Annotated in this window: 2 protein-coding genes; both read right to left on the bottom strand. The window is 46.9% G+C overall.

The window, feature by feature from the left end; translation table 11 throughout:
- Positions 1–8,133 (bottom strand): amino acid adenylation domain-containing protein (locus tag AC1DP6_RS35300; RefSeq protein ID WP_477059104.1); only part of this gene is annotated, 8,133 nt, incomplete at its 3' end.
- A 44-nt stretch (positions 8,134–8,177) separates the two neighbouring features.
- A complete protein-coding gene (locus tag AC1DP6_RS35295) occupies positions 8,178–16,871 on the bottom strand; it encodes an amino acid adenylation domain-containing protein (protein ID WP_477059103.1) in 8,694 nt (2,897 codons plus the stop codon).
- Between the last annotated feature and the right edge of the window lie 16 nt (positions 16,872–16,887).

Here is a 16,887-nt window from a genome sequence, read left to right as displayed (position 1 = left end):
GTTTTTGCGGAGATGAACCGCCAACCGGGTAGCACGTGCATCCAGTTCCTCGTAACTCATAGCCTGGCCTTCAAACACCAGTGCAGTGGCCTGCGGGGTACGGGCTACCACTGTCGCAAACATATCCACGATCGTTTGATCTGGGGCATAAGGCACCGTTTTTTCTGTGAGTGCCGGCAGTAACTGTCTTTCTTCCGATGTTAACAGGGGCAAATAATTGATCTGTTGTAGCGGGTTGTTCACCACTCCCTGCAACAACTGCACATAATGGCCTGCCATACGGCGGATACGGTCTTCACTGAATAGTTGGCTACGGTATACAATGCTTACTTCCAACCCTCCTGCCCGTTCTTCTACAAAAAAGGTAATATCAAATCTTGCGGCTTCAGTTCCGGAACTTTCTGTGGACAAAACAATTTCCCCTAAGCGCAACTCAGGAACATCCGGTGTATTCTGCATTACAAACATCACCTGGAACAGCGGGCTTCTGCTGGCATCCCTGTCTTTTACCACTGTTTCCACGATCTTTTCAAACGGGGCATCCTGATGCTCATAAGCGTCCAGTGTGGTGGTTTTCACCTGTTGTAACAGAGATACAAAGGAAGGATTATTGCTCAGGTCACTGCGCAATGCAAGCGTATTGACAAAGAAACCTATCAGCCCTTCCAGCTCAGGGTGTGAGCGGGAACCCGTAGAAGTACCTACGCAGATGTCTGTTTGATGAGTATAACGGTACAACAATACTTTGAATGCTGCCAGCATCGTCATAAACAAAGATATACCCTGCTTTTGCGACAGTAGCTTCAGCTCATCCCTCAGGCCAGTATCCACTGTAAAGCTTACCTGTGCCCCTTCACGCTGCTGTGACAGCTGACGCGGATAATCTACAGGCAGTTGCAGTGTACTCACGCCCGACAGTTTATCCTGCCAGTAATCCAGTTTTCTGTCGGATACTGCACCTGATAAATGAGTACGTTGCCAGATAGCATAGTCGGCATACTGTAATGGCAACACCGGTAATACCGGCACACGCTCACCAGTGCGGGCACTGTACAGCTCCACCAGTTCCTGTACGATGATACTGGCGGACCAGGCATCTGCAGCAATATGATGCAGCGTAATGACCAGTATATATTCAGCTTCATTCAACACAAATAAATGCGCCCGCAGCATATGATCTGCAGAAAGATCAAATGGTGTCGCTATCAATGCGTGAATATATTCCTGTAAATCGTTGTACGGATGATCTGTTATGATTTGTAATTGCCACAAGCCGGTATCCAACACCTGTTGATAGGGCTTACCCTCTTCCGATCGGATAATGGTGCGTAATATTTCATGACGGTTTACAATAGCAGTGAGTGCATCCGCCAAAGCTTTCTGATCCAGGCTGCCTTTCAGGCGCAGTATGGCCGGAATATGATATTGTATACTACCATCCAACTGATCGATAAACCACAGGCGCTCCTGGCTGTACGAAAGCGGAATCCTTTCCGGCCGTACCGATGCAGTGATGGCTGGCAACCCGGAGCCAATGCCGTTTGTGCGGATAAACCCGGCTAAACCTGCAATATCAGCATGAGTGAATAAATCCCTTATAGACAGCTTAATATTTTCCCGTTGGCGCAAAGCCGCCACTATACGCATTCCTGAAAGGGAATGCCCTCCCAGTTCAAAAAAGTTATCGTATATACCTATACGTGATACTCCCAACAACTGCTGCCAGATCTCGGCCAGTAACTGTTCCGTTTCGTTGCGTGGCGCTACATATTCAGCCGTAACAACATTTATCTCCGGATCAGGTAGATTTTTCTTATCTACTTTACCGTTAGCGGTTACCGGTAACGCCTCCAAAGTTACCCATAGTGCAGGCACCATATATTCCGGCAAACGCTGTCCAAGATATTTTACTGCCTGCTCCCTGCTAAATACCGGTTCAGGTACGATGTAAGCCACCAATTGTTTATTGTTCGTACTGTCAGCCTTTGCGAGTACCACTACCTGTTTTACCAGCCCACTCTGTTGCAATACACTTTCTATTTCACCCAGTTCTATACGATAGCCACGGATCTTTACCTGTTCATCAATACGACCCAGATATTCTATGTTGGTATCCGGTAACCAGCGGACAAGATCACCGGTTCGGTACATCCGTTCGTTGGCACGGAAAGGACTGCTCACAAATCGTTGTACAGTCAGATCCTCCCTATTCAGATAGCCGCGTGCTACCTGTATGCCGCCAATGTACAGTTCTCCGGGAACGCCCGCAGGAGCCAGATTGCCGGAAGCATCCAGGATATACAATCTTGTATTGGCTACCGGGCGACCTATCGGCACTACTTCCGGTACCGATGTTCCTGGTGTGGCAGGCCAGTAGCTCACTTCAATGGCAGTCTCCGTAGGTCCATACAGGTTATACAACGGTGCAGTCAGTTTATCCTGGTAGCTCCTGATATGACCGGCCTGTAATGCTTCCCCGCTACAAAGCACCCGACGTAGTCCGGGGCAGGCACCGGCTGTCAGGCCCTCGGTAAAAATCTGTAACATGGTGGGTACAAAATGGATGGTGGTTACACCATAGCGCTCTACCGTGCGGCGTATATATTCACCATCCTTCTCTCCTCCCGGCTGCGCAAATACAAGCCTCGCTCCTGTTGACAATGGCCAGAACAACTCCCATATAGAAATATCAAAACAGAAGGTTGTTTTTTGTAAAACAACATCGCTGGCATTTAATCCGAAATAATCCTGTCCCCACAATAAACGGTTTACAATACCGCTATGCGCATTCATTACACCTTTCGGCATTCCTGTGGAGCCGGAAGTATAGATCACATAAGCCAGGTTATCCGGATGGAGATCAGCATTGACCGCATATACAGATTCCTCACTGATGAGCGATGCATCACGGTCTAACGTCAACACCCGTACGTTATCCACCAGCCCTTCTATCCTGGAGGCATTTATTGAATGACATAACAATATATCTGCTGCAGTATCTTTCAGTATGAAGCTGATGCGTGCTGCCGGATAGGTTGGATCTATCGGCACATAAGCACCACCGGCTTTCAAGATGCCCAGCAAAGCCACTATCATATCCAGTGAACGGTCTATACAAACAGGTACCAGTTTATCCGCCCTTACACCCTGTTTTCTCAGGTAGTGACCTAACTGATTGCTGCGTTCATCCAGTTCCCGGTAAGTTAATGCAGTGTCTTCATACATGACCGCAATAGCGTCCGGTGTTTGTAATACCTGATCTTCAAACAGGCTCACCAATGTCTTTTGCTGCGGACAATCTACCGTCGCCCCTTCGGCCATTTTCAGCAGATGGGATTCCTCCCGGGCAGGTAATAATTTGCCTTCAGCAATATGTTCGTTGTAATGCTCCAGGTAATGCATCAGTACCGTGTTAAAGTACACTTCCAGTTCTTCCGGTGTTTTACCTGATGCTAATGTTCGCCTGAGTGTATAGCTAACGGTAAATACATCGGCAGTCAGGCTTACGGTACAATCGAGATAGGTATTGGTAACATCGTACCCTTCGAAGGCACTGGCATCCACCTCTTCCAATACGATGCCATCCTGAATATCTTTATCCAGGGTTTCATAAACGTGAAAGTTTACAAAGTTGAACATGACATCAAAAAACGGGTTCCTACCCGCAGCAGCAGGTTCTTTCGTTATGTTGGCAATTTCAAGAAGACTGGTCCTGTCGTGCTCTTTGAGCTGCAGCAGCTTTTTTTCGATATTTTCAAAATACATCTGCCACGTGGCCTCCCTTTTATCCGTCTCAAGCCGGAAGGGAATGGTGTTCAGAAAACAGCCAAGCACTTTATCTCCATCTTCTTTTACCGGCCTGTTATTGGTCACCAGCCCGATTGTCAGCTCTTCTTCATAAGTGAGCATATTTAATGAAAACAGATAGGCACCTAAGAAAAGGCCCTTCAGGGAAATATTATCCTGTTTTGTTTTTTCTTTCAGTTGATGCAGAAAATCACTTCCATACCTGCGGCTGAAGGTATGGTACGCTGCTTCCTTTGAAAAGATTTCCAGGCGTTTGTACCCATCCAGCTCCAGTTGCCAGAAAGCATTATTCCTGCTATCCTGCCTGTTTGCCATGCTTTCAAGAATAAAATCCCTGTAGGAACTTTTCAGTGGAAGTAGCGTTACAGGTTCCTCTGCAGAGAGCAGGCGTTTACAAAGCTGTAATAACTCGGTGATGAGTGAGGCCACGCTCCACCCATCGAGGATGGCGTGATGTACCTGGAGTACCATTACACTGTAAGTCTGTCTGCTGAACAATGAAACGCGCCATAAAGGGGCTACAGCAAACTCAAATGGTTTTTTCCGTTCCTCTTCAAGATAGTCTTGTATAATATTTTTCAGATCTTTCTTATCTGCCTGGCGTATATCAAAACAATCCACCGTTACATCCACTGATTTGTACACCACCTGCATATCATGTGTATCCATACCCAGGCGGAAGGCCGTTCTTAATATACTGTGCCTGTTGGTAAGTATGCCTAATGCTTTCTCTATCAAAGTAGCGTCAAACTGCGCGGGAATCCGGCCTACCAACTGGTCATGGTAAAGTGCTTCTTCCGGATTCATCATAGAAGCATATACCATTCCGCTTTCAATATCACTCATCGGATAGATGTCTTCTATCAGTTCTCTGTCTGGTAATTGCGGCAGCAGGGTATTTCTGAGTGATGCCAATGTTGCTGCTGCTGCATTGTATATCTTTGTTTGGTGATCGCCATCGCCATCCTGTTTATCGAGCAGGGCTGCCAGTTCCTGTATGGTGTTTGCACGATACACATCAAACACCCTTAGTTGTTTGTCAAACGCCTGGGATATTTTGCTGACTACCCGGATTACGCGGATAGAGTCACCTCCCAGCTCAAAGAAATTATCGTATATCCCTACCCGTTCTACTCCCAGCAACTCCTCCCATATAGTCGCCAGCCGGGCTTCCGATTCGTTACGCGGCGCCACGAATCCGGTACGTGCAATGCGGTTCAGGTCCGGATCAGGCAAGGATTTTTTGTTAACTTTCCCATTGCTGGTCAATGGAATTTCTTCCAGCGGCACCCATATGGCAGGTACCATATATTCCGGCAAATGAGCTTTCAGCCACGATTGCAGCGCATCTTTATCAAAATCCCCTTTCGGTACAACATAACCTACCAGTCGTTTATTACCGGTGATATCTGTTAGGGCAGCTATTACACTTCCGCTTACCAGGCCACTTTGCTGTAATACGTTCTCTATCTCACCCAGCTCTATGCGAAAACCACGGATTTTTACCTGGGAGTCTATACGGCCCAGGTATTCCAGGCTTCCATCCGGTAGCCAGCGTGCGAGGTCACCTGTTTTATACAATCGCCCGCCTGGCATAAAAGGATTGGCAATAAACCGCTCTGCACTTAATACCGGTAAGTTCAGGTATTCTCTTGCCAGCCCGGCGCCACCTATATACAGTTCGCCCGGAACACCTATCGGTACCAACGTCCTGCTGCCATTCAATACATAAGCATACAAGGTGGGAATGGGTTTTCCTATTACGCTGGTACTGCTTTCCAGTTGAGCATCCTGTAATTCCTGATAGGTCACATGTACAGTCGTTTCTGTAATGCCATACATATTAATCAGGCGACAGGCAGGGTAAGTGGCCTTCCAGGTTTTTATCTTAGCCGGATTAAGCGCTTCCCCCCCAAATATTACATATCGTACAGACACTGTATCAGCATGCGCGGTGAGATAATCCTGCAAGACGTAAAATGCAGAGGGCGTTTGATTGAGTACGGTTATCTTCTGCTCCAACAATAACTCACCAAACAGCGTAGTGTCTTGTGTGGCTTCCCTGGGCACCACTACCAACCGACCACCATAAAATAATGCGCCATACATTTCCCAAACAGAAAAATCAAAACAGAAAGAATGGAACATGCTCCATACATCCTTTTCATTGAAGTCATACAGCGGGGTATCTGTTTCATATAAACGAACCACATTCACATGCTCTATCAGTACACCCTTAGGTCTGCCAGTGGACCCGGAAGTATAAATCACATAGGCAGCGTGATCAGCACTTCTTATTGATTCAACAGCATGCACCGGCTGGTCGTTAATTATCTCCAGGTCCGTATCCAGCACTATGACTGTTTTAATACCAGGAACCGCCTTGCAAACAGCGCTGCTACTAAAGCTGCTGACTGCAACAGCTGCCTGGGTATCTTCCAGCATATAACGGATACGATCTTCAGGGTAAAGTGGATCTACCGGCACATATGCGCCCCCCGCCTTCAGAATACCTATGATGCCTATTATCATTTCCAGGCTTCTGTTTATACAGATGGGTACCAGCGTTTCTTCTTTAACCCCTTTACTACGCAGCAAATGCCCAAGCTGATTAGCCCGTTCATTTAATTGCCTGTAGGTCAACTGCTGATCTTCATAAACAACAGCCACCGCATCTGGCCGGATGGCTACCTGTTCTTCAAACAGGTCTGCAATTGTTTTATTTTTCGGATATCCGGCTGCGTTACCACTGAATACATCCAGTAACATCCTTTCTTCTGCAGGTGCAAGCATAGGAAGCACACCTATTTTCTCCTCCGGTTCCGATACCGCTGATGCCAGTAATTGCTCATAATGGGTAGCCATCTGACGGATAGTATCTTCTTTATACAGGTCTGTGCAATACTCCACCGTCAATAATAACTTATCTCTTTCCTCCACAATGGTGAAGGTGAGATCAAATTTGGCTGTATGATGTTCAGGCCGTTCCGGAAACAAGGATGCATCTCCCAAAGTAATGTGATGGCTTTTCTTTCCATTCTGTAATACAAACATTACCTGGAACAGTGGGTGCACACTATTATTTCTTTCTTTTACAACCGCATCCACTACTTTTTCAAAGGGCAGCTCCTGGTGATCAAACCCTTCCAGCACTACGTCCTTCACCTGCTGCAACAAAGTTGTGAAAGTGGTATTATCATCCAGGTTACTGCGTATGGCCAGTGTATTGATAAAAAAGCCCACCAGCGGTTCAATCTCCCGACGCCTTCGACCTGCAACCGGTGTACCTACACAAATATCTTCCTGCCCGCTATAGCGGTACAGTAGTACCTTTAATACTGATAATAAGACCATAAATAAAGTAGTACCCTGTTGCTGACTTAACCGGTTGGCGGCTGCTGCTAGCCCTTGATCCAGTACGAGATCCAATACAGCGCCGCGGGTACTTTGTGTAGCCGGTCTGGCGTAATCTGCCGGCAGATTAAGCGGTTCGAGGCCGGATAACTTCCCTTCCCAGTAATGTTGCAACTCAGCCAATACTTTCCCGGATATATACTCTCTTTGCCAGATAGCATAGTCTGCATATTGTACCGGCAATGGAGACAGTTTAGGGGCACGGCCTTCCGTATGAGCACTATATAATTCTACCAATTCCTTCACGATTACCGTATCCGACCAGCCATCAGATGCAATATGGTGCATCACCAATGCCAGCACATGATCATCATCCCCAAGGCGCATTAATCCTGCTCGCAACATATGATCTGCAGAAAGATCGAAAGGCTGGTTAAGAAAGTGGGTGATCATATCCTGCTGATGATTATCCGGCTTACTGATATCAGCCAGTTGCCAGTTATCCGGTGGCAGGATATGCTGATAGGCAATACCATCTTCTTCCCGGATAACTGTCCTGAGCACTTCATGCCGGTTAATAATATGCTGCAGGGCATATTGTAATGCCGCCCGGTCTATCTTTCCTTTCAGTTTTAATACCACAGGAACATGATAGTGTACACTTCCTTCGAGCCGATCGAGAAACCATAGCCGCTCCTGGCCGTATGACAGCGGAATCCGGGTGATCACGTTTCTGTTATAGGAAGGTATTGTGTTTATTTCAGCGATCCCCTCCTGTTTCAGTCCATGGTTCTTGAAAAATGCAATTAAATGGTGTTTATTATCTCTTAACTGTTTCAGATAATGTTCATCTATCTCCTGCTCTCCGGTTGTTTGTACACGTAGTTCATTATCAACAAAAGAGATATTGATACCTGCTTCTTCTCCATCCTTCAATAATCTCAGTATATGGGCCAGATTTAATTCAGACATATTTTAATGGTTTAATGAGTTAAATTTTAAAGCAATGCGGATAATCACAGCACAATCGTTTTCCCGTTTTCCGCTGAATGCAATGGTTTATTTTGATTGAAAGAGATATAACCGGCCAACAGCTCTATAGTAGGCAGCTCAAAGTATGTTCTGACGGCTATTTTCAACAGGAACTCGTCCTGTACGGCAGCATCCATACGCATAATCAGCAAGGAGTTCATTCCCAGTTCAAATAAATTATCGTGTATGCCTACCCGTTCTACCTGTAATAATTGTGCACAGATATTTGCCAGGGCTTTTTCTGTTTCATTCCGGGGAGCTACATACCGGTTCGCCATCCATTCATTGATATCAGGATCCGGAAGCGCTTTTTTATTCACCTTTCCATTAGTCGTTAATGGCAGCTCTTCCAGTGCTACGATTAAAGAAGGGATCATGTGTGCCGGCAACTTTTCTTTCAGATAATGACTAACCCCTTCCTTGCTGAACCCGGCTTTCGGCACTACGTAGGCTACCAGTCGTTTATTCCCCTGTTTATCTTCCCTGGTGATTACCGTACACTGGTTTACCTGGTCGGATGATTGCAATACATTTTCTATTTCACCTAATTCGATACGGTAGCCACGAATCTTCACCTGTTCGTCTTTTCTGCCCAGGTACACAATATTGCCATCAGGCAACCACTTGCATACATCTCCTGTTCTATACATTCTTGCAGATGGTACGCCGAAGGTATCCGCTACAAATTTTTCGGCTGTGAGGTGAGGCATATTCAGATAGCCTTTCGCCACCTGTATACCGCCCAGGTATAATTCGCCCGGAACACCAACAGGCAACACATGCCCGTTATCGTTCAATATGTAAGCGCGGACATTATCAAATGGTTTGCCTATGGGCACAGTATCAGCAGGGTGATCATCTTTGTTTGTGTATAAATATCCTGTGGAGGTAACTGTCACTTCCGTAGGTCCGTAAGCGTTATGAAACTCAACATATTCCGCCCAGGCGTTTGCCAATTGAGGCGTACAGGCTTCACCGCTGGAGATCACCCGTTTCAGACGGCCATAGTTACCAGGCGTAAGTGTAGCCAGGTACCCCGGAGTTACGTCCATGTCCGTGATGCCTTCCCGTTCCAGTAGCTGTATAAATAATTGCTTATCCAACCGCACCTCCTCAGGAAGCAATACCAAGGTGGCTCCATTCATCAGGGCCAGGTATATCGGCTCTATGCCTGCATCGAAACCATAGCTATAAAACTGAAGCAATCTGTCATCCGTTGTTATACCAAATTGCCTGGTACGGCAGTAAATCAAATTTACCAGCGCATTATGAGGAATCATCACCCCTTTTGGCTTACCGGTAGAACCGGAGGTATAGATGATATATGCCAGATCACCGGGAGCCGTGATGTTTACCGGAGGGGTTACTGGCTGATGTTTTAATACATCGGGGTCATTCAGGTAAACCATAACAGCATTACCGGCGCCATCAACAGGCTTATCGCAGATCACCACTTTCGCCTTTATATCTTCCAGCACATAGCTGATTCGTTCTTCCGGATAGGCAGGGTCTATTGGAACATAAGCGCCGCCCGCCTTCCAGATACCCAGGAAACTTACGATCATATCCAGCCCGTTATCCATGCATATTGCTGTCAGGCTGTTTCTTGTAACACCTATACCGCGCAGGTAGTGGCCAAGCTGATTCGCCCTTTCATTCAGCTCACGATAGGATAATGTATTGCCGTTATAACTTACGGCCACTGCATCCGGGTATTTCAACACCTGTTCCTCAAATACATCCAGCACGGTAAGATGTTCGGGATAGTGTACTATAGGCCCGGAAAATGTATCCAGTAGCAGCGTGCGCTCCGCGCTGGTAAGGAGATCAATATCGCCCAGCCTTATTTTTTCGGGGTTCACCAGCTGTTGCAATACTTCTTTGAAGTGGCCGGCCAGCCGGGTGATATAACCGGCGTCCAGCAAATCTTTGTTATAACTGAATGTGATATTGGTTTCTCTGGAAGAAGAGATAGAAATATTCAACGGATAGTTTGTTTCTTCTTTTAATGCAAGATTGGAGAGCTTTAACTTCCATTGTTTGCCGGCAATCACTTCACTCACCGGATAATTTTCGAATATCAGCAGGCTATCAAACAAATCACCGTTTACACCTGTCCAGGTCTGTATTTTACCCAAAGCCGTATACTCATATTCACGGGAGGCGATCTGGCTCTGCTGTATGTCTTTCAACCATTGTGCAATATCATTATCTGCATCTACCTGCTGATGCAAAGGAAGTGTATTGATATACATCCCCACTCTTTGTTCCACATCCGGTAAATCACCGGGGCGGCCGGATACAGTAACGCCATAGGTAACCGCTTTATTTCCGGTGTACACATGTAATATAAACGCCCATACACCCTGCATGACAGTACTGATGGTAAGTCCGTGGCGCTGCCCATAACTTTCCACAGCGGCATGCAGCGAGGCATCCAGGCGCAGCTTATTGTCTTCATAAGTACCCCGTCCCCTGGTGCGGTCTGTTACACCGGCCGCTATAAAGGGCAACAAGCTACCTGTTTCCACCTCTTTCATATACTCCCGCCAGTAGGCTTCTTCCTTCCATTTATCTTTATTGCCGATATAACGTATGTAATCTTCGTAGCGGTCTTCTGTGAAACCAGGCAGTGCGCGGCCTTCAGATAATGCTTCATAGCTCTCCAGCAATTCTTCTATTACTACGGGCAACGACCAGCCATCCATTAAAATATGGTGGAAGCTCCACAACATGCGATACTGGTGCTCTCCAGTCCGGAACAGGATGATACGCAGAAGCGGCGCTGCATTAAAGTCAAAGCCCAATGCCCGGTCTTTTACCAGGTAATCTGCTATAGCGGCTTCCAGTGCAACAGTATCCATTCCCCGGTAATCCAGTATCTCAAACGGAATCTCTACTTTCTCGTATACACATTGCACCGGAAAACCTAATGACCGGTAGTCGAATCCGGTGCGGAGAATACTATGACGTTTTAACAAATGGTTCCAGCTTTGCTGCAACCAGCGGGTATTAACAAGTGCTATATCGCAGGTAAATTGTTCGATGTAAGCATTACTGCCATCATCATACAACCGGTGGAACAACATGCCTTCCTGCAAACCACTGAGCGGATAAATAGTGCTGAGCTGCCGGCTTTTTTCAGTAGCCTTTATTGCCAGAAATCTATCCAGCTGTTCGTATTTCACCAGACCAGTTAATCCGTAATCGGATGGGGTTAGTACGACTCCCCGTTTAGCACGTCCTTCACAATGAATGATCAAAGATATAAGGTGTTGATAAAAGAGGGCTGCAACTTCCCGGATGGTAGCAGCTTCATAATGCCTGCTGCTGTAACTCCATACCAGGGTCAATGAGCCCTGCTGCACCTGACCATTCACCATCAGCCGCTCTCTCACCATATGTTCCCCGCTGATATTGCTTCCGGCAGATTCTCCCGCCAGGATGAAGGGATTGTTGTTACCTGAAACGGTATCTACCTGACCCAGATAATTAAAAACAATATCCCAGGGCTGTATATGCTGAAGTGCAGGTATTTTATGGATATACTTCAGCACACCATAGCCAATACCTTTGTCCGGCAATTCGCGCAATTGTTCTTTCACACTTTTAATCAATTCACTTTCATGACGACTGTCCGTGTGCAACAATACAGGATACAACGCTGTGAACCAGCCCACCGTACGATCTGTATTGATGGATGTAGCCAGGTCTTCGCGGCCATGTCCTTCAAGTCCTATCACCACCTCCTTATCTCCACTCCAATCGCGTAAGGTGCAGGCCAATGCAGTCAATAATAAGTCATTAATCTCTGTATGATAGGCCTGTGGTGCATCCTGTAACAACAGACGGGTTAGTTCAGTTTCCAGCCGCATAGTGTGGCTGTTGATGTCTTTCATTCTTATTATTCCATCATAACTACGATCTACGGGTAAACGGAAAGCAGATTGCGTCACCTTCTCCCAATAACGGGTTTGAGATAGCAGGCGTGCTCCTTTGCTGTATTGCAGCAACTCGTTGTACCAGCTGCGGTAGGAGGCGCTTTTAGCGCCCAGGTCTGCCTGCAGGCCGTCCTGTGCACTTTGCAACAAACGGCTGACATCTTCCAGAAGAATACGCCAGGAAACACTATCTACCGCCAGGTGATGAATAACAATCAATAGGCGGTTATGGGATGCAGCTGCCGGGGTTTGTATCAATACCATGCGGATGATATCACCGGTTGTAATATCCAGACTTTGCTGATAATGTTCGCAGCAGGCGGTAATGGCCGAAGACATATCTGCCACCGGAACATCCCGGAGATCTTCTGTTACCAGCCTGCTGTAATGTGTACTGTATTGTTGTATCCATTCACCTGCGTTTTGATGATAAGCGAAGCGCAGGGCATCATGCTGCTCCTGCAACCGTTGCAGCATGTCGGACAATAATGCTGCATGAATATTTTTATCCAATGCCAGCAATACACGCTGGTTATAATGATGTATTCCGGCTGTATTTTCCAGCGCTTCTTCAAAGAAATGCTGTTGAATCGGCAAGAGCCCTGCAACTCCATCCAGGATACCCTGCTCGCCGGAGACCATGGCGCCTGCACCTTTTCTTGCGGCTACTACAGCGCTTAACCCGGCAACAGTGGGATAAAGAAACACTTCCTTCACCTGTAACTCACATCCTGCCCGTTTAGCGCGGCTCACCATCTGGATCGTAATAATAGAGTCACCACCAAGCCAGAAGAAATTATCATGTACGCCCACGCGTGATACCCCCAGTAATCCTTTCCAGATATCAGCCAACAGCTGTTCTGTTTCATTTCGCGGCGCTACATATTCATCCTTTGATAATATCTCAATTGCGGGATCAGATAATGCTTTCCGGTCAATTTTACCATTGGCAGTAAGCGGTAATGCGTCCAGTTCCATTAATAACGGCACCATGTATTCCGGTAATTGCTGCTGCAGATAAGCGGTGGCAGCATCTTTATCAAATGCTGTAGCTACTACATAACCTATCAGTTGTTTATTTCCCTGCTCATCGGTTCTCGCAATAACTGCACACTGGCTCACCTGACCAAATGATTGCAACACACTCTCTATTTCCCCTAATTCAATACGGTAACCACGAATCTTCACCTGTTCATCGGTACGACCCAGATAAGCGATCGTGCCGTCCTCCAGCCATTTGCCGGAGTCTCCTGTTTTATACATCCGTTCACCAGTACGGAAAGGATCTRCTACAAACCTTGCCGCTGTGAGCTCAGGGCGATTCAGGTATCCGCGTGACACGCCGATTCCTGATACACATATCTCTCCTGCTACTCCTACAGGACATAATTGCCCGTGATCATTCAATATATAGATGTGTAAATTTTGTACAGGCCTACCGATTGGCACCAGATTATCTGCCGGTGTTTCATACATAAAATGATGGGTAATATCATCAGATGCTTCAGTAGGACCATAGGCATTCACAACCGGAATTCTTCCATAATCTTTGTGGCTGAACCATTGTTTCAGTAATGAACGCTTCACGGCTTCGCCTGTTACCAGTAAATACCGCAGCCGGGTTAATGCCCCTACCGTTTCTTCCTGTAATACAGCCGACAGATAAGACGGCACCACTTCCATTATACTCACTTCATCATTTTCTACCTGCTTAATCAGCAGGAATGGCTGTAATACCAGATCATCTGTATAAATAACCGTACGACCACCACAAAGCAATGCGGCAAACATCTGCCATATCGAAATATCAAATGTGTAGGAAGCCGTAAAAGCGATCACCGTGCTGGCATCCATCTTCAGGTCATTAATTTTTGCATACAGGTGATTGAGCATCCCGCGATGTTCTACCAACACACCTTTTGGCTTACCGGTGGAACCTGAAGTATAAATAACATAAGACAGATCGCCGGGAGCAGCCACGTGTACCGGAGACGAAACCGGCTGGTCTTTCAGCACATCCGGTTTATCCAGGCAGATAACAACCGCATTGCCGGCAATGCTCAGCGGTTTGTGACAGATCATTACTTTGGCATCCGAATCTTCCAGCATAAAATGGATGCGCTCTTCCGGATAGTTGGGATCTATTGGTATATATGCACCTCCGGCCTTCCAGATACCCAGAATGCTGATGACCATATCCAGGCCCTTATTTAAGCAGATAGCGACCATGCTGTCTGTTGTGACACCCATGGAGCGCAGATAGTGGCCAAGCTGATTAGCCCTTTCATCGAGTTCACGGTAGGTCATTGTATCGTTTTCATACACCACCGCCACGGCATCCGGATACCTCGACACCTGATCTTCAAAGAGCTGTACAAAAGTTTTGTTTGCATCGTAGTTTACAACAGGACCACTTGTCCATTGCGACAGCAATTGTTCTTCGGGCAACGTAAGTACAGGCAATGTACTGATCTGCCGATCCGGAGCTGCTGCCACTGCATTTAACAACACCGCATAATGGGCTGCCATCCGCTGTACGGTTGCTTCCCGGAACAAGGCTTTACTGTATTCGATTTCCAGTTCAAAGCCCTCTGCTGTTTCCATTACACCAAAAGTCAGGTCGAATTTGGTGATCTTATGTTCTATGAACTCAGCGGATACCTTAACATCTTTCAGGTGTACCGGCTCCATTTCCCCTATGTTCTGTAACTGGAACATTACATCAAACAGGGGGCTACGGCTAAGATCCCGTTCTTCCACCACCAATTCCACCACTTTTTCAAAGGGCAGATCCTGATGTTCATATGCCGATAGCAACATCGTTTTCACCTGCTCCAGCAATGCCGTAAACGACAGATCCCCATCTACCCTGCTTCGCAATGCCAGCGTGTTTACAAAGCAGCCTACCAGGTTATCAAACTCATGAAGACCGCGGCCGGCAACCGCACAGCCTACGCAAATATCATCCTGACCGGTATAACGATATAAGAGTACTTTCAGCACAGTCAACAACGTCATGTATAATGTAACCCCATGCTGCTGGCTGTATTGCTGTATGTCATGCGCTACCTTACCTTCTATTTTACAATGAACTTTTCCTCCGGCCTGTGCCTGAACAGCAGGGCGTGAATAATCCAGTGGAAGCTCCAGCGGAGTGATACCGCTCAAACGATTTTTCCAGTAAGCCTGCTGACGTTTCAGCACCGAGCCGCTTACATACGACCGCTGCCAAAGTGAATAATCAGCGTATTGCAGTTCAAGAGCAGGCAACAGTACTTCGTGCCCCTCATTGTATGCGGTATATAACGCTGACAGCTCTTTCATGATTACCGGCATAGACCATCCATCGGCCGCAATATGATGCAATACCAACGCCAGCAGATAATCTCCGTCTGCCACCTGCAACCAGCCCGCGCGTAACATATGATCTGCCGATAATACAAACGGACGTTCCAGGAAAGACGACACATCAGCATATGCCTGGATGGTATCCATAGCCCAGCTGTTTGCCGGCAATACAGACTGATAAGCGACTCCATCTTCTTCAATGATGACGGTTCTCAATACCTCATGCCGATCGATGATCGCTTCTAAAGCCTGTTCCATAGCGGAACGGTTCACAGCGCCCTTCAATTTCAACACTAATGGAATATGATAATGTACGCTGCCCTCCAGGTGATGGATAAACCACAAACGTTCCTGGCTATACGATAACGGAACACGTGCCGGCCTGGATTGTAGTGAGATAACCGGCAATACCGCCTTGTTCTCCTGTTGCGTTATAAAAGCTGCGAGCGCAGCTACAGAAGGATAGCTGAATAATTCTTTTACAGAGAGCGTTGTTTGCAGCTGCTTACGTATGGCAGTCGTTAACCTGATTGCCAATAGAGAATGACCACCCAGCTCAAAGAAATTATCGTATATCCCTATTGGTGATATCTGCAATTGCTCCTGCCAGATAGTAGCAAGTACCTGTTCTATCTCATTGCGCGGAGCGGTATAGGTGTTAATGGCCGTGCTGATTTCCGGTTCAGGTAATTTCCCCCTGTCAGTTTTACCATTTGCTGTTAAAGGAAGCGCCTCCAGTGTTACCCACAATGCCGGCACCATATAATCCGGTAAATATTGCCTTAAGTAATGGATGACCTGCTCTTTATCAAAGCCGGTGTCCGGTGGTACTATATAGCCCACCAGTTGCCTGTTGCCGGAAACATCCTGTTTAGTATGTACAATGGCCTGTTTTACCAGGTTGCTTTGCTGCAATACACGTTCTATTTCACCCAACTCTATGCGGTAGCCCCGAACTTTTACCTGTTCATCTGCGCGGCCCAGGTACTGGATATTGCCATCAGGCAACCATTTACCCATATCACCGGTACGGTACATTTTAGCACCTGCCTTATCGGAAAATGGGTCCGCAACAAACCTTTCTGCCGTTAACTCCCGGTTATTCAGATAACCCAGTGTGACGCCGGCACCTCCTATGTACAACTCCCCTTTTACCCCCGCAGACACCGGATGCCCCGCCTGGTCCAGGATATAAACCCGCACATTGGCCAACGGTTTGCCTATCGGCAAAGTCCCCGCAGGGTATGACCTCCCCGTTTCGTATTTATAGATTAATGCAGATATCGTGGCTTCTGTAGGACCATAGATATTATAGAAATCCACTAAATTATTCCAGCGTCCGGCCAGTTCACTCGTACAGGTTTCCCCTCCGGATATAATCCGCTTCAATGCACTGTATTTGCCC

The sequence above is a fragment of the Chitinophaga sp. 01L420 genome, from assembly GCF_056399985.1.
The sequence above is the reverse complement of the archived record's forward strand: the minus strand, read 5'-3'. Positions and strand labels throughout refer to the sequence as shown.